Annotated in this window: 11 protein-coding genes; 5 read left to right on the forward strand and 6 right to left on the reverse strand. The window is 46.8% G+C overall.

The genetic code is table 11. The features are described 5' to 3' along the window. Positions 1-8 precede the first annotated feature (8 nt). The gene (locus tag METLU_RS0111405) at positions 9-1,283 is read right to left on the reverse strand and encodes an NAD(P)/FAD-dependent oxidoreductase (RefSeq protein WP_027158320.1); all 1,275 of its coding nucleotides are present in this window, start codon (positions 1,281-1,283) and stop codon (positions 9-11) included. A gap of 538 nt (positions 1,284-1,821) precedes the next feature. On the opposite strand from METLU_RS0111405, the gene aceE reads away from it, so the two are divergent. The 5 genes from aceE (at position 1,822) to METLU_RS0111440 (ending at position 11,779) form a co-directional block, all read left to right on the forward strand. Then, positions 1,822-4,506 carry a pyruvate dehydrogenase (acetyl-transferring), homodimeric type gene (gene aceE / locus METLU_RS0111410; RefSeq protein ID WP_027158321.1) on the forward strand — a complete coding sequence of 895 codons (2,685 nt, stop codon included), beginning with the start codon at positions 1,822-1,824 and terminating at the stop codon, positions 4,504-4,506. A gap of 14 nt (positions 4,507-4,520) precedes the next feature. After that, a complete protein-coding gene (aceF, locus tag METLU_RS0111415) occupies positions 4,521-5,837 on the forward strand; it encodes a dihydrolipoyllysine-residue acetyltransferase (protein ID WP_027158322.1) in 1,317 nt (438 codons plus the stop codon). A 14-nt stretch (positions 5,838-5,851) separates the two neighbouring features. Further along, positions 5,852-7,288, forward strand: a complete 1,437-nt coding sequence (gene lpdA, locus METLU_RS0111420) for a dihydrolipoyl dehydrogenase (protein ID WP_036243060.1) — start codon at positions 5,852-5,854, stop codon at positions 7,286-7,288. A 680-nt stretch (positions 7,289-7,968) separates the two neighbouring features. Further along, the gene (locus METLU_RS0111435) at positions 7,969-10,599 is read left to right on the forward strand and encodes a glycosyltransferase (RefSeq protein WP_027158326.1); all 2,631 of its coding nucleotides are present in this window, start codon (positions 7,969-7,971) and stop codon (positions 10,597-10,599) included. Positions 10,600-10,789: 190 nt separating this feature from the next. Next, a complete protein-coding gene (locus METLU_RS0111440; RefSeq protein WP_027158327.1) occupies positions 10,790-11,779 on the forward strand; it encodes a serine/threonine protein kinase in 990 nt (329 codons plus the stop codon). A 26-nt stretch (positions 11,780-11,805) separates the two neighbouring features. On the opposite strand, the gene rnhB is transcribed toward METLU_RS0111440, so the two are convergent. The 5 genes from rnhB to bamA all read right to left on the reverse strand — a co-directional run bounded on the left by rnhB (position 11,806) and on the right by bamA (position 16,688). Beyond that, positions 11,806-12,417, reverse strand: a complete 612-nt coding sequence (rnhB, locus tag METLU_RS0111445) for a ribonuclease HII (RefSeq protein ID WP_051299884.1) — start codon at positions 12,415-12,417, stop codon at positions 11,806-11,808. A gap of 70 nt (positions 12,418-12,487) precedes the next feature. Next, positions 12,488-13,258, reverse strand: coding sequence for an acyl-ACP--UDP-N-acetylglucosamine O-acyltransferase (gene lpxA / locus METLU_RS0111450; protein ID WP_027158329.1), 771 nt, complete (start codon positions 13,256-13,258; stop codon positions 12,488-12,490). A gap of 2 nt (positions 13,259-13,260) precedes the next feature. Then, positions 13,261-13,707, reverse strand: a complete 447-nt coding sequence (fabZ, locus tag METLU_RS0111455; RefSeq protein WP_027158330.1) for a 3-hydroxyacyl-ACP dehydratase FabZ — start codon at positions 13,705-13,707, stop codon at positions 13,261-13,263. Positions 13,708-13,763: 56 nt separating this feature from the next. Further along, positions 13,764-14,264, reverse strand: coding sequence for an OmpH family outer membrane protein (locus METLU_RS0111460; protein WP_027158331.1), 501 nt, complete (start codon positions 14,262-14,264; stop codon positions 13,764-13,766). A gap of 102 nt (positions 14,265-14,366) precedes the next feature. Continuing rightward, positions 14,367-16,688 carry an outer membrane protein assembly factor BamA gene (bamA, locus tag METLU_RS0111465; protein ID WP_027158332.1) on the reverse strand — a complete coding sequence of 774 codons (2,322 nt, stop codon included), beginning with the start codon at positions 16,686-16,688 and terminating at the stop codon, positions 14,367-14,369. Between the last annotated feature and the right edge of the window lie 13 nt (positions 16,689-16,701).

A 16,701-nucleotide genomic window follows, 5' to 3' on the forward strand; every position in this document is an offset into this window, starting at 1 on the left:
GCCCTCCTCTATTTCAAGCGTACGACACCCATCAATTTAAGCATCAATCTTTCATAAAACGGTTCGCTGATGCCTTTCCTGATCTTGCGCATAAAATATTTTTCGAAACCGATTTTCGCCAGATGCACCCATTTGCCTTCCGATGACCAGGTCACATTGCGCGGTGGAATTTGCGGTTTGGCCATAAATGCGACACCGGAATCACCAAAGTCAGCCAAGCATAAAGCATTCCAAGTAGCCACATAAGTAGGCTCCTTACCTTCCAATTCACTGGCAATATTATGAGCCGTAGCCGTTACCATGGACTCAATCATATAGCCGGTTTTTGGTGCACCCACAGGCACCGGCGTTGGCTCAACCGGTGGAATCGCGATACAAACCCCGACCGAATAGATGTTTTTGAAGGTCGGATTGCGCTGATGCTCATCCACCAAGACAAAACCGCGCGGATTCACCAACCCTGCCACATCAACTTTGCGCACGGCATCAACACCGGTAAAAGCCGGCAACATCATCGAATGCTTAAACGGCAACTCATGCTTTTTCTTTTCCTTGCCCTCGTCATCAACTTCCGTGACATACATCATGCCGGACTCAATCTTTTCGACTTTGGCATTGGTTATCCACTTAATGCTCTTGTCACGCAATGCACTTTCCAGTAATCCTTTGGTATCGCCTACACCGCCTAAGCCTAAATGGCCGATATAGGGCTCCGCCGTTACAAAAGTCATTGGCACTTTGTCACGGATCTTGCGTTTACGCAGTTCCGTTTCAATAATCATTAAATATTCGTACGCAGGGCCGTAGCAGGATGCTCCCTGAACTGCGCCGATAACGATAGGCCCCGGATTCTCCATGAATTTGTCCCAATCCCGAGCCGCGACTTCAGCATGGTCAACATGACAAACCGATGACGTATAGCCTTCTGGACCTAAACCGGGCACTTCATCGAATGCCAAACGAGGACCGGTCGCGATGACCAAGAAATCGTAAGGAACGGCGGAGCCATCTTCCAGTTGCACCTGATTGTTTACAGGATCTACTTTTGACGCCGCTTTTTGAATAAATTCTATGCCTTTCTTTTTCATAACCGGCGCCAATTCAATCTTCAACTCTTCCGGCTTGCGCCACCGTGGTGGAATCCAAGGATTGGATGGCACAAAATGAAACGTAGGCGTATCGGAAATCACAATCACATCATGTTTTTTCCCTACTGTCTCTTTCATTTCATAAGCCATGGGGACACCGCCAATGCCGGCACCTAAAATCACTATACGAGCCATGTTACACCCTCTTATTGATTGCTTTGTTTTATTTAAATGATCCAACATCACTTAAAGATATATTGCGCCTGTCTAATCGCAAGAACAATATTTAAAAGTATATTAGCATATTCTAATTTTCATTACAATTTTGTATCGAGTCCTCACCTCTTTTTTAAGCAAGAATTTTCGTATCTCCTAATGCATCTAACTGGAGCTCCACTTTGATTTCATAAGATGTCTACGGAGTTTAATAGACGCCTGATCAGTTAGTAGCAGACATAAACTATTTTGTAAACAATATAGCGATTCAGTGATCTGAAAATAGCCATATAGATTATTCACTATTTAATTTTAGTACTAAAAATGCTATTTTATTCCGCTTAATAGCTGACGTGTCGCTCCTTAATAGCCATCGCCAGCACATTTTGGCCTTATTTACAGTCATGTCATTTTTTGACTCGTCAGTTTAAGTCTGCTAAATCGCGCCGAAATCAATGAATACATTTTCAATAATAATTTTAATAAGCATGCATACCCGCTCCAATTAGGATCAGACATGAATAAAACTTTAATTCCAGAGATTACCGGGCAGGATGATGTCGATCCGGCAGAAACCAAAGAATGGCTTGAAGCTCTGCAAGCAGTATTAGAGCGGGAAGGCGGTGCTCGTGCACATTTTCTTATTGAGCAATTAGTCGCTGCGACCCGCCATGCAGGACTGGATATCCCTTTCAGTGCCAACACCGCTTATATCAATACCATTCCCGTCGCCCAGCAGCCACAGTTCCCCGGCAATACCACAATAGAATATAAAATTCGTTCCTATGTGCGCTGGAACGCGATGATGATGGTGTTAAGAGCCAATAAACATACTAATGTTGGCGGCCATATCGCCAGTTTTGCATCAGCATCAACTCTATACGATATCGGCTACAACCATTTTTGGCATGCTCCTTCCGATAAGCACGATGGTGACCTGATTTTTACTCAGGGCCACTCGGCTCCAGGCGATTACTCCCGTGCATTCCTGCTGGGACGATTCACTGAAGAACAATTGGACAATTACCGTCAGGAAGTCAACGGCAACGGTTTATCTTCGTACCCGCACCCCTGGCTGATGTCCGACTTCTGGCAGTTCCCGACTGTATCAATGGGCTTAGGCCCCATTATGGCCATTTATCAGGCTCGCTTCATGCGCTACCTGCAAGATCGTGGTTTGGCTAATACGGAAGGACGTAAAGTCTGGGCTTTCCTCGGCGATGGCGAGACGGACGAGCCTGAATCATTGGGCGAGATTGGCATGGCCGGCCGTGAAAAGCTGGACAATCTTATTTTTGTCATCAACTGCAATCTGCAACGGCTTGATGGCCCGGTACGCGGCAATGGTAAAATCATTCAGGAATTGGAAGGTGAATTCCGCGGTGCCGGCTGGAACGTGATCAAGCTGATCTGGGGTCACCGTTGGGACGCACTGTTAGCGCGTGACAAAGACGGCCTGCTGGTAGCACGCATGATGGAATGCGTCGACGGCGACTATCAGACTTTTAAAGCTAAAGATGGCGCTTATGTACGTGAGCATTTCTTTAACACGCCCGAGCTGAAAGCCATGGTCGCCGATTGGTCTGACCGCGATATTTGGGAATTAAATCGCGGCGGCCATGATCCGATTAAAATTTATGCAGCTTTCAACGCTGCAGCTAATCATAAAGGGCAGCCAACCGTCATTCTGGCTAAAACTATTAAAGGCTATGGCATGGGTGAGTCCGGCCAAGCACAGAACATCACTCACCAACAGAAGAAAATGAGTGTAAGTTCGCTTAGCCGTTTCCGTGATCGCTATGACCTGCCTGTCACTGATGAACAACTGAATGATCTGCCTTATCTGACTTTTCCTGAAGGCTCGAAAGAGCTGGAATACATGAAGCAGCGCCGCGCCGATTTAGGCGGGCATTTACCGTACAGAAGAACTAAATCCTATGCTCTGGATGTGCCAGTACTGGCAGATTTCAAGCCATTGCTGGAAGCCAGCGGCGAAGGGCGGGAATTCTCGACAACCATGGCTTTCGTACGCCTGCTCAACATATTGATCAAGGATAAGAATATCGGCAAGCGCGTCGTTCCTATCGTACCTGACGAATCGCGCACTTTTGGCATGGAAGGCATGTTCAGACAACTGGGCATCTGGTCACAAGTTGGCCAATTATATACGCCGCAGGATGCTGACCAGCTCATGTTCTATAAAGAAGACAAGCATGGCCAGGTACTGCAGGAAGGTATTAATGAAGCCGGTGGTCTCTGTGACTGGATTGCTGCAGGCACCTCCTATTCGACCCATGGCGTGCCAATGATTCCGTTTTTCATCTACTACTCCATGTTCGGTTTTCAACGTGTCGGCGACCTGATCTGGGCTGGCGCCGACCAGTGTACCCGAGGTTTTCTGATGGGTGGCACGGCCGGGAGAACGACATTGAATGGCGAAGGCCTGCAGCATGAAGACGGACACAGCCATCTGATTGCAGCGACTGTCCCCAACTGTGTCTCCTATGACCCGACTTATGCCTATGAGATAGCCGTAATCATTCAAGACGGTCTGCGACGCATGTATGTCGAGCAGGAAAATGTGTTCTATTACGTTACCGTGATGAATGAAAACTATACACATCCAGCCATGCCCAAAGGCATAGAACAGGATATTATCAAAGGCATGTACTGCTTCCGCCGTGGCGCCGATCAAAAGAAAAAGACCCCACGGGTGCAACTACTAGGCTCAGGGGTCATTTTCCGTGAAGTCGAATTTGCCGCTGAATTACTACGCAATGATTGGGGCGTCGAATCCGACCTGTGGAGTTGCCCAAGCTTTACCGAACTGGCGAGAGACGGTCGATTCTGTGAGCGCTGGAACCGACTGCATCCGACCGAAACACCAAGACAATCTCATGTAGATCACTGTCTCGGCAATGCACAAGGACCTATTATTGCTGCCAGTGATTATAACCGCGCATTTGCCGATCAAATTCGGGCTTATATCAAAGCGCCTTATACTGTGCTTGGCACTGACGGTTTTGGCCGTTCCGATACGCGCGAGCAACTGCGCCGCTTCTTTGAAGTCGATCGCTACCATGTCGCTGTTGCAGCACTAAAGAGCCTAGCGAATCTGGGACAATTTGACCCGGCAAAAGTGGATGTGGCCATCGCCAAGTACGGCATATCCCCTGACGTTACGCCGCCCTGGTTATCTTGAGAAAAGGAATTAAAATGGCTTCTCTAATCGAAATAAAAGTGCCTGATGTTGGCAACTTCTCTGATATCGATGTCATTGATGTCTTGGTCAAATCAGGTGATGTCATTCAACTGGATCAGACTCTGGCGGTACTGGAAACCGACAAGGCCAGCATGGACCTGCCTGCCAGTGCCGCAGGTACCGTACAAGAAGTATTTATCAAGGTCGGCGATAAAGTCTCTGAAGGATCATTAATCGCTACTGTGTCAGCAAGCACGGATCAAGCTGCCGCTGAGAAACCGGAGCAGCCCGAACAAAAAGAAGCTGCGCCGGAAAAAAAGGCGCCTGAACAGCCTGTTCAACCTGCACCCCAACCTGCACCAGCACCAGCGCTGGCACCAACTCCAGAGCCTGTATCCGCGCCTGAACCAATCGCACAGCAAACCGCTGCCAGAGCCGCACATGCCACGCCGGCTGTCCGGCTTTTTGCGCGCGAACTGGGCGTCGACATCAGCAAAATCACTAATGGCAGTGGCCGGAAAGGACGCATATTAAAGGACGACGTAAAAAATTTCGTCAAACAGATAATGACGGCAGGCTTTGCCCAAGGTGGTGCTGGAATTCCGGCAATACCTGCAGTCGATTTCTCTCAGTTTGGCACCATTGAAGAACAGAAGCTCAGCAAAATCAAACGCTTGACCGGGCAAAACCTGAGCCGCGCCTGGCTGAATCTGCCGATGGTTACGTATCATGAAGAGGTCGATATTACTGAAATGGAAGCGTTCCGCAATACGCTTAATGCCGAAAAAGCAGCCGGCGACACAAAAATCACCGGACTGGTGTTTATTATCAAGGCCATGGTTGCTGCCATGCAGCAATTTCCCCAGTTCAATGCCTCTTTGTCGGCCGATGGCGAAAAGCTGATCTATAAGAAATATATCAATATCGGTATTGCGGTTGACACGCCTAATGGTTTGGTTGTGCCTGTTCTTCGTAATGTCGACACGAAAGGCATCAATGAACTGACGGCCGAACTGGCTGAGAAAAGCGCTAAAGCACGTCAAGGCAAGCTTATGCCGGCCGACATGCAAGGTGGCTGCATCACTGTTTCCAGCTTGGGCGGTATCGGCGGCACGGCTTTCACACCGATTGTTAATGCTCCGGAAGTGGCTATTCTCGGCGTTACCCGATCCAAAATGCAACCCGTGTGGGATGGGCGCGAGTTTGTGCCGCGTCTGATGTTGCCCTTGGATCTGACTTATGATCACCGCGTGATTGACGGTGCGGAAGGTGCACGTTTCATGGCTGTTATCAAACAATATTTGGGCGATATTCGCCGCTTGCTACTTTAATCAGGGGAAATAATATGGATGCTAATCCGGCGATTAATGAATCGACGCTGCACGCAGAAGTTCTGGTGCTGGGCGGCGGACCGGGCGGCTATACAGCTGCCTTCCGCGCGGCTGATTTAGGTAAACAGGTGGTACTGGTCGAGCGACATGCCGTTTTGGGCGGGGTTTGCCTGAATGTCGGCTGCATTCCATCCAAGGCCTTGCTGCACATTGCACAAATCGTCCATGAAGCGGAAGAATTCGAACACCATGGCGTCCACTTCGGAAAGCCAACGTTCGATATCGACAAGATTCGCGCATGGAAAGAGAGCGTGTCAGGCGCTTTAAACGATGGACTGGCTCGACTGGCAAAACAGCGAAAAGTCAACGTGATACAGGGCATCGGAAAATTCACTTCATCCAACACGCTCGAGGTACAAGCCGAATCCGGCGTGCAAACCATTCGATTTGATCAGGCTATCATAGCCGCAGGATCACACGCGACCAAAATACCGACCTTCCCTACCGATGACCCGCGTTTATGGGATTCGACCGATGCCCTGGCATTAAAGGAAATTCCTAAAAAACTGCTGATCGTCGGTGGAGGTATAATCGGGCTGGAAATGGCTACGGTTTACCATGCTCTAGGATCCGAAATCAGCGTTGTTGAGCTGATGGATCAAATCATACCAGGCTGTGATAATGATCTGGTTACGCCTTTATACCGGCGCATTAAAAAACAATATAAAAACATTTGGCTGGAAACGCGCGTGGCTTCAATTGAAGCGCTTAAAGAAGGTCTGAAAGTCTCCTTTGAAGGCGAGGGCGCGCCGGATTCGGATCTGTTCGATGCAGTTCTGGTAGCCGTAGGCCGCAGACCGAACGGCAAATCGATCGGTGCTGAGCAAGCTGGAGTCAATGTCGACGATATGGGATTTATCGCCGTTGACAAACAACAGCGTACCAATGTCCCGCACATCTTTGCCATAGGCGATATAGTCGGCAACCCCATGCTGGCTCATAAAGCGAGTCATGAAGGCAAAATTGCCGCGGAAGTGGCGGCCGGCCATAAAGCCGGTTTTGATGCCTTAACTATCCCGGCCGTTGCCTATACAGATCCTGAAGTAGCCTGGATGGGACTCACTGAAAACCAGGCTAAAGAGCAAGGCATTGACTATGACAGAGCGGCCTTCCCATGGGCGGCCAGTGGCCGTTCCTTAAGTTTGGGACGTAAGGAAGGCTTAACCAAAATAATCTGCGAGAAAGAGACGGGCAGAATTCTCGGAGCTGGCATAGTAGGCACCAACGCTGGAGAATTAATAGCCGAGGCGGTACTGGCTTTGGAAATGGGCGCCGATGCGGAAGACATCAGCTTAACAATACATTCTCATCCTACGCTATCTGAAACTTTTGCTTTTGCCGCCGAAATGATTGCTGGCACGATCACTGACCTTTATATAAAAAAGGATTAAGATTCGGGAAAGATGTTATTCATCTTGTATTCATCTTGCCTGCTGAAAATATGTTTCCGGAGATAGCTCACGTCATTATAGTCGGCTTAGTAATATTTCTGCCGGTTAGCCTGATATACAGAAAAGCAGGCTTTCATCCGGCATGGGCATCATTGGTATTCTTGCCCGGCTTTGGTCTGTTATTGATATTTTTGCAGCTTGCCTTTGTGCCCTGGCCCAATCATAAAGATAATAAAATGGGTCTATAATGGAAGCTTTTCTGATAGCCGTATTTGTTGTTTTTGTTTTATGGCTGGGGTCCAAAATACTGGATAAAGCGGGCTTACATAAAGCCTGGGTTTTTTGCCTGTTGGTCCCAGTCATTAACATTATAATGGTCTGGGTTTTTGCCTTCAGCCATTGGCCTAATTTAAAGCCTGACGTGAAGCAGGATTTATAATACTTCGGTCCATCAAAGAAATTCTTGTCAGCTTTAGAACAGAATAAAATAGTGTTTAGTCGGCTTTGATATATTCAACAGGTTTAAAAACCATTAACAATAGTCATTTTCCATCTTGCGATGGATATAGACGCCTTGTTTCGGTTCATAGTTAAGCTTGAGTAAATAATAGCCCTATACCCTACACAGCCCTCAAACCCAAAAAATCTTTTCGCTTTAGCGTTAATTTTCGAGCAACTGAATGAAAAAAATAGTTACCGTAATTGCTCTCGCCTTGCTGGTCGTCATAAACTTCAGTATCTGGAGCTATACCAACAACCCGCTACAGTTAAAGTCATGGAACAAGCCTATGATGGGGGTGACCTTTGATCCCCGGCGGAAAAACCACTCACCGGAAAACAATCAATTCCCCACGACAACCGAAATTGAAGAAGACTTGGCTCTGCTTTCCGGTAAAGTGCACGCCGTCCGTACTTACAGCGTACTAAGAGGGCAGGACAAAATTCCCGAACTCGCTGCCAAACACAAACTGAATGTATCGGTCGGTGCCTGGATTGATGATGATTTGGAAGCGAATCGACAGGAAATCGAAACCCTGATTCAAGTCAGTCGCCAGGACAATCCGAAAATCGTCAGACTCATGGTCGGCAACGAGTTTCTGCTTCGCCACCAGAAGAACGAGGAACAACAGTTGCAAGCCAAGCAACAGTTGATTGAATATCTGCGCGAAGTACGCAAACGCACCTGGCGGCCGGTCAGCACTGCTGAAACCTGGGATCTATGGCTTAAACATCCGGATCTGGTCAACGAAGTAGATTACATCGCGGTCCATATCCTGCCTTATTGGGAAGGAATCGATATCGATGAAGCAGTTGATTATGTTTTTTATCGTTATCATGAACTGCAACAGCACTATCCGAATAAACCTATCGTCATTACCGAGGTGGGCTGGCCTTCCAATGGACAACCATTCAAACACGCAACGGCATCGCTGTCCAACCAGGCAAAATTCCTGCGTGAATTCCTTAATCGCGCTACAGAGGAAAAACTCGCTTATTACATAGTTGAAGCTTTTGACCAGCCGTGGAAAATGGCCCTTGAAGGCTCAGCAGGTGCTTATTGGGGCGTGTTTGATGCCGACCGCAAACCGAAATTCCCGTTAGGTGGCGATGTACTGGCCTTACCGGCCTGGAAACACTGGGCTGTAGGCGCGGCTATTTTCAGCGTAGTGTTAATGGCTATCTTCCTGTTTACTCGCCGCAGCATAAAACTGCCCGGCATGGTGTTTTTCGGCGTCATGGCCAACCTTGCGGCATCGGCAATTTTCTGGTCCGCGTCAATAGGCGCCCAACAATATCACTCGCCCATCACCATTGCCTTCTGGGTCATACTGATATTGATGCAGATATTGGCTGTGATTATCCTGATGATTGAAAGCTTGGAAATCGCAGAAGTGGTATGGCATAAAAAAACCGCCAGAACTTTTGAGCCGCTGACGCCGGGGCCTGATTTCAGATATCCGAAAGTATCGCTGCATTTGCCTATTCACAACGAACCGCCGGCCATGGTGCGTAAAACGCTTGAAGCATTGGCGGTAGTCGATTATCCCAATCTGGAAGTGCTTGTCATGGATAACAACACCAAAGATCCCGCTGTTTGGGAGCCAGTGCGTGATGACTGCGAACGTTTGGGCCCGAGATTCCGTTTCTTCCATTTAGAGAACTGGCCTGGCTTTAAAGCCGGCGCAATCAATCATGCTCTTGAACAGACTGCCGAAGATGCGGAGATCATCGCCGTTATCGACAGCGATTATATTCTTTCGCCTGACTGGCTCAAATGTATGGTGCCCTATTTCGATAATGAAAATGTCGGCTTCGTACAATCACCCCAGGACTACCGCGACCTGCATGTGAGCACGTTTAAAGCGTTCTGTTATTGGGAGTACGCCGGTTTCTTCAATATCGGCATGGTCCAAAGAAACGAATACAATGCCATTATTCAGCACGGCACAATGACCATGATCCGAAAATCAGCAATGGAAAAAGTGGGTAACTGGGCCGAGTGGTGTATTTGCGAAGACAGTGAATTGGGTCTGCGTCTATATGAAGCTGGCTACGATTCAGTCTACGTCAAGGATTCGTTCGGACGCGGCTTGATGCCCGACACCATGTCCGGTTATATGACGCAGCGTTATCGCTGGGTATATGGCGCGATGCAAATTATTAAAGCCCATTGGCGCAGCTTCCTCCCTACAAAAAAATCGCCACTGACTTCCGCGCAACGGTATTATTTTGTGGCTGGCTGGTTACCTTGGTTTTCGGATGCATTAGCCTTATTGTTCACCACAGCCAGTCTGATACTGACCGGCTTTATTGCACTGGATCCAACTCATAGCGAGCTGCCGGTTAATGCCTTCCTGTTGCCGACGATCGGTATATTCAGCTTTAAAGTCCTGCGCGGCTTATGGCTGTACCAGGCGCGTGTCCCGTGTTCGGTGTGGCACTCGCTTGGAGCGGCTTTATCCGGATTGGCCTTGACACATACGGTCGCCAAAGGCACGATCCAGGGCTTATTTACCTCCAACAAGCCGTTTATGCGCACGCCCAAGTACGAAAAACAGGGCCCATTATTCGAAGGTTTAATGACGATACGTCATGAACTGATATTGCTGATTTTATTAGGTGCGGCTATCACTTTAATGCTGTCTTTGGATCATTTCGATAATCTGAGCGGCAGACTGTGGACGGCTGTTTTATCAGTCCAGGCTGTCCCCTATGCGGCAACTCTAGTGACGCTACTGATCAGCATAGCGCCAAGTTATAGATCGAAAAAAGCCTTGCAATCCAGCGAGGAACTGGACGACGCAATTTAGCAGATTCGCACCAGCAGTCATGCCTCTTAAAATACCAGGGGCATGGCTGCTTTTCTCAAACTCTAATTTACCGCAACGCTATTTTTCCTCTAGTAATTATCCTATAAAATACTAGGCATTCTCACCGGGCGCACGACCGTTATTGCACCGGTTCACAGCAAGGGATAGCATTCCAAGTTATAATGCACTTATGAATACTAGTCTCTCACCGTTTTCGGCACTCACTCCCGATATTATTTTAAATGCGCTCGATCACATTGGTTTGCACAGTGACGGCCGCCTGCTCGCGCTCAACAGTTATGAAAATCGTGTCTACCAGGTCGGCATAGAAGGTGGTCCGGCCGTTGTCGCGAAGTTTTACAGGCCTAACCGCTGGAGCGATGCGGCTATTCTTGAGGAACACGCTTTCGTAAAAGAATTGGTACAACATGAAATCCCCGTTGTGCCGGCAATGACATTCGAGGAGAACAAGTCATTACACCAAATAGGCGGCTTTCGTTTTTCCGTTTTTGCCCGACAAGGCGGCCGCGTTCCTGAATTGGAAGACCCTGAAAAACTCGAATGGATGGGACGTTTTATCGGCCGCATACACGCCATTGGCGCCTTAAAACCTTTTAAGGCGCGCCCGATTCTGAACATCAGCAGTTTCGGCCATGAACCCAGATCCTATTTATTGGGAAATGATTTTATCCCGCCTGATTTGATTGATGCTTACAGTAGTGTTTCAGCCCATGCGCTCGATGCTGTAGAACGCTGTTTCGAACGTGCCGGAAAGCTGAAAACCTTGCGACTGCATGGCGATTGTTATCCGGGCAATATTCTATGGACCGACGACGGCCCGCATTTCGTTGATTTTGATGATAGCCGGATGGGACCCGCTGTTCAGGACTTGTGGATGTTATTGGCGGGAGATCGTGCCGATATGACCGTGCAATTAAAGCACCTGCTCACCGGTTATAGAACTTTTTATGATTTTAACGTCGGGGAGTTACATCTCATAGAAGCCCTGCGTACGTTACGTTTAATTCATTATTCTGCCTGGATTGCACGACGCTGGGATGATCCGGCGTTTCCTTTGGCGTTTCCCTGGTTCAATACACCCCGTTATTGGCAGGACCGTATCATTGAACTGCGCGAACAGATAGCACTTATGAATGAAGAACCTCTGGAAGCGGTTTAACTGAAAAAGACCTGGCAGGTTGGCATCTATTTCATCCCCAGTCGGCTAATCATGGTTTTTACCGGATTAAATGATCTTCTATGCACGCTTAAATAACCAAATCGCTCGATCTCGGCGAGATGTTGTTTAGTGCCGTAAGCCTTGTGCAGATGAAACGAAAAATCAGGATATTTGTTGTGATAGTCATACATGATCTTATCCCGCTCAACTTTTGCCAGGATAGAAGCTGCGCTGATGGATTTCACTTTGCTGTCGCCTTTGACAATAGCCTGAGCGGGCATAGATAAATCGGGGAGTTGATTGCCGTCTATCAGAACCTCATCCGGCCGTACAGGCAATCCATTTATGGCCCGCTGCATAGCCAGTAGCGTCGCCTGAAGAATATTCAGTTCATCAATCTCTTCAACACTGGCTTCAGCCACTGCCCAACCTAAAGCGACTTCCTTGATGATCTTGCACAGACTGTCCCGTTTGCTTTCACTCAGCTTTTTTGAATCGGCTAATCCGTCGATAGGCCGCGCCGGATCCAGAATGACGGCTGCCGCTACAACAGGACCCGCAAGCGGCCCTCGACCAGCCTCATCAACGCCAGCAATATTGAAATCGAAAGAGCGCTTTATTAGATAGTGGTCATCCATAACAGGATAAGTAAATGAAATTAAAAGATTAAAGCTGCAGCAGGATTGTTGCAGAGGTACATTTACGCAGTTAGCGCAAAATGCCCCTAGTCACATTGCGCAGAAAGCTGACCATATCGGACAATTGTTTACTATCCCCAGCCATGTCTTCCATTTGTTCAATTGCATCTTCCAGGCGCAAATTCATTTTATAAATAATTTTATAAGCCTTTCTGATCAATCGAATGTCTTCCGGAGAAATACCGCTGCGTTCCATGCCGACTGAGTTTATACCATGCGGCCGGGTTGGCTTGCCGCCAACCATGACAAACGGGGGAATATCTTGTGTGATAGCACTACCCATGGCGGCAAAGCTGTACTGCCCTATTTGGGTGAACTGATGCACCAACGTGAATCCACCCAGGATGGCATGACTATTTAGATGCACATGTCCGGCTAACGAGGCACCATTCGCCATAATGACATGATCGCCGATAATGCAATCATGAGCCACGTGCGTGTAAGCCATGAACAGATTGTCATTCCCGATCTGAGTCACGCCCTTATCCTGCTTGGTGCCCCTGTGCATGGAAGTAAATTCCCGAATCGTGTTCCTATCGCCAATTTGAAGCCGGGTTACCTCGGACGCATATTTCTTATCCTGAGGATCTTCACCTATTGATGTAAACTGGTAGATGCGATTCTGCTTGCCTATTGACGTAGGTCCCTTGATAACTACATGAGGACCGATGACTGTGCCGGAATCAATCTTGACATCAGGTCCTATAACGGAGAAAGGACCTACCGTTACATCTTCCGCCAACTCAGCTTTAACATCAATAATGGCCGTTGGATCAATCAAGACTATTCCACCACGGCCGCACATCTGATTTCAGCACTCGCGACAAACTCGCCGTCAACCTCAGCGCAACATTCGAAAGCCCAGATATTACGTTTACTTTTAATAAATTTTGCTTCCAGCATCAATTGATCACCAGGTACAACAGGGCGTTTAAATTTTGCCTTATCAATACCGACCAGATAATAGATCATGCCCTTTCCCAGCACATCGGGCGCGGTTTCTGATGCCAGCAATCCGGTAGCTTGCGCTAAAGCTTCCAGAATCAGTACACCAGGCATAATGGGCTTTTGCGGAAAATGACCTTGAAAAAACGGTTCGTTATAAGTAACGTTTTTGACGCCGACTAATCTTACTCCGGGTTTGCACTCAATGACCTTGTCAACCAATAAAAAAGGGTAACGATGCGGTAAAAATTCTTGAATTTGTAAAATATCTAACTTAACAGACATAGCTGTGAGTGCTTCTCTAAAGAGTTATAATTATGTGCGTAAAAAATCTGAGGAATTTATTCTGGCAATCTTGACAGCTTTTCTTGAACTTGACTGGTGACATCGATTTGTTCACTGGCATAGATCACGCCATCTGTCAGCAATAAATCGAAATTTTGATCCTTGGCTATTTCACGAATGGCCTCAACAATACGGCGTTGCAATTTACCTAATTCATCATTGCGACGAAGATTGAAATCTTCACTGAATTCCTGCTGGGCTCTTTTTGCGTCTCTCTTTTTGTTTAAAATATCTTTTTCCAGGTTTCTTCTTTCTGACTCGCCCATGACGGAAGAGTCTCTAGCCATTTTTTCTTCCAGATTTTGAATTTCTTTTTGTTGGGCAACCAATTGCTTATCCCGAGGCGAAAATTCCTTTTCCAGACGTTTTTTAGCTTTTTCGGCTTGAGGAGCTTTTTCAAGAACGGCGGGTATATTAACAAAGCCTACCTTTAAATCAGCAAAACTCACATTCGCAGTCAGTAATAATCCTAAAAATAAAGCAATTTTTGTTTTCATTGTCAAACCTATCTCCGGTTCTAGTTAAAATAAATAGCTGATAAAAATTGTTAATGTATTAGTTAAATTATAGGGGATAAGCTAACTAAACTAAAATTTCTTCTAAAAGTTTTGTCCAAAGTTAAATTGAAAGTATTTTTTGTCATCTCGTTGATCCTGATTGATACCATTATTATCTTGATACGTAGTTGTACCCGCGTTTAACGGCATTGCAATACTGACAGATAGCGCGCCAAATGGTGACAGCCACTCGCCTGAAAGGCCTGCTGAATATCTCAGGTTGTCTATTTCAAAACCGTCGCTGACGGTTCCGGCATCAAAGAAAGTCCCTAACCGAATTGATTTTGTTTCCGGCATAAAAGGCACAGGGAAAAACAACTCGGCATTACCGACTATCTTACTTGAACCACCAAAAGGTCGAGCCCTGGAATCCCGTGGACCCAATGTGTTGGTATCATAACCACGCACTGATCCCCAGCCGCCTGCAAAATAATTTTCGAAGAAAGGCAATTTTTCGGTCTTGCCGTAGCCTTCCCCGTAAGCGACTTCGCCATGCAGGCGTAGGGTAAAATCCTTGGCCAAAGGGAAATAATGTTGCTGTTTATAACTGACCTTGTAATATTGAAGATCACTGATGCCTGGAATTGTACCCAAAGCGGAGAATCGTTGCTGTCCGCCTCTGTCAGGAAATATTGCCCGGTTAAGCGTGTCGTGTGTCCAGCCCAACGACGGTGTCAAGGTCAGATACGGATTGTCTTGTTCTGTCTCTAGAAAGTCCTGAATTTCTCTGGATGAAAAATCCGTATCTTTCAGTTTTGTCTGTTTTAAATCCGTATTAAATTGTAACCGGTCAAATTCACTTAATGGAATACCGAAATTCACGCCGGTGTGAATAACGTCAGTCGAATAATTGGCAAGGTTGATTTGCGTTGCATCTCTCGTTACATAGCCAAGGTCATAACCAAAGCTGACACCATCCAAGGTAAAATAAGGATTAAAAAAACCGAATTCATACTGCGTGAGGTAATCACTGTTGTTAAAGGACAGATTCACTCGCTTGCCCGAACCAAAAACATTGTCCTGGGAAATATTGGCATTCAAGACGATCCCTTGCGTTTGAGAAAATCCTATACCGGCCATCAAGTTACCGGAGGGCTTCTCTACCACCGAATAATTCACATCGATCTGATCAGAAGTTCCGGGAACAGGTGGCGTTTCAACATTAACTTCTTCAAAGTAGCCTAAACGTTCCAGACGCGTTTTCGATCGTTCAATTTTTGAGCTTGATGCCCAGCTCGATTCCATTTGCCGCATTTCCCGGCGCAAGACTTCATCGCGAGTTTTAGTATTACCCTTCATATTGATTCGTCTTACATAGACCCGTTTGCCCGGATCGACAAAAAAGGTCATATCAACCGTTTTAGCGGCTTCATTAATTTCTGGCACCATGTTAACGTTTGCAAACGCATAACCTTCATCGCCCAAACGGTCGGAAATCGCTTTCGAAGTCTCCGTCGCATTTTTTCTGGAAAATATTTCCTTCGGCCCGACTTTGACGAGTTTTATAAGCTCTTCAGGCTTAACGACCAGGTTACCGGCCAGTTTTACTTTTTCAAGCGTATAGACGTCACCTTCCTTGACGTTGATGGTCACATAGATATCTTTCTTATCAGGCGTAATCGCCACCTGCGTGGATTCCACTGAAAAATTGATGTAGCCACGGTCAAGATAATAAGAACGTAATTTCTCTAAGTCTGCCGATAATTTCTGTTTGGAATACTGGTCGTTTTTGGTATAGAAAGATATAAGATTTGTCGTGCTTAATTCAAACTTGCTCAGTAGCGTTTCATCATCGAAAACGTTATTGCCGACGATATTGATCTGTTTGATTTTGGCCACTCGGCCTTCGGAGATTTTAATATGGATGCCGACCCTGTTTCTGGTCAGATCTGATACTTCCGTATCGATTTTTAAACCATACTTACCATGGCTGAAATATTGGCGACTCAACTCCTGCTCAACTTTATCGAGCACCTGCGGATCGAATACCTTGCCTTCGGATAGACCGATTTTATTTAAAGCTTTCGTCAAATCATCCTTGCTCAGGTCTTTGTTGCCCTCAAAAATGATTTTTGCTATCGATGGACGCTCCACGACATTAACAATCAGCGTAGAACCGTCCCTTTCCAACGAAATATCTTTAAAAAATCCGGTCTTGAATAATGCCTTGATTGCCGCTCCGGCATTGTCCAGAGAAAACCGTTCGCCCACATTGACGGGCAGATAATTATAAACCGTGCCTACAGAGATGCGCTGAAGACCTTTGACCTGAATATTCTCAACAACGAATTCTTCGTCACCTTTAACCGCTTGGGAAACGAGTAGTAATAGCAACAGCAAGCGTGAAAAAGTATTTGATCTCATGTAAACGTCTAAT

It is taken from the genome of Methylobacter luteus IMV-B-3098 (assembly GCF_000427625.1).
Taxonomy (GTDB): domain Bacteria; phylum Pseudomonadota; class Gammaproteobacteria; order Methylococcales; family Methylomonadaceae; genus Methylobacter; species Methylobacter luteus.

Excerpts from the sequence above, each read along its gene's own strand:
- rnhB (WP_051299884.1), bottom strand. The coding sequence starts at position 12,417 with ATGGATGACCACTATCTAATAAAGCGCTCTTTCGATTTCAATATTGCT.
- METLU_RS0111405 (WP_027158320.1), bottom strand. The coding sequence starts at position 1,283 with ATGGCTCGTATAGTGATTTTAGGTGCCGGCATTGGCGGTGTCCCCATG.
- lpdA (WP_036243060.1), top strand. The coding sequence starts at position 5,852 with ATGGATGCTAATCCGGCGATTAATGAATCGACGCTGCACGCAGAAGTT.
- fabZ (WP_027158330.1), bottom strand. The coding sequence starts at position 13,707 with ATGTCTGTTAAGTTAGATATTTTACAAATTCAAGAATTTTTACCGCAT.
- aceE (WP_027158321.1), top strand. The coding sequence starts at position 1,822 with ATGAATAAAACTTTAATTCCAGAGATTACCGGGCAGGATGATGTCGAT.
- aceF (WP_027158322.1), top strand. The coding sequence starts at position 4,521 with ATGGCTTCTCTAATCGAAATAAAAGTGCCTGATGTTGGCAACTTCTCT.
- METLU_RS0111440 (WP_027158327.1), top strand. The coding sequence starts at position 10,790 with ATGAATACTAGTCTCTCACCGTTTTCGGCACTCACTCCCGATATTATT.
- bamA (WP_027158332.1), bottom strand. The coding sequence starts at position 16,688 with ATGAGATCAAATACTTTTTCACGCTTGCTGTTGCTATTACTACTCGTT.
- METLU_RS0111460 (WP_027158331.1), bottom strand. The coding sequence starts at position 14,264 with ATGAAAACAAAAATTGCTTTATTTTTAGGATTATTACTGACTGCGAAT.
- METLU_RS0111435 (WP_027158326.1), top strand. The coding sequence starts at position 7,969 with ATGAAAAAAATAGTTACCGTAATTGCTCTCGCCTTGCTGGTCGTCATA.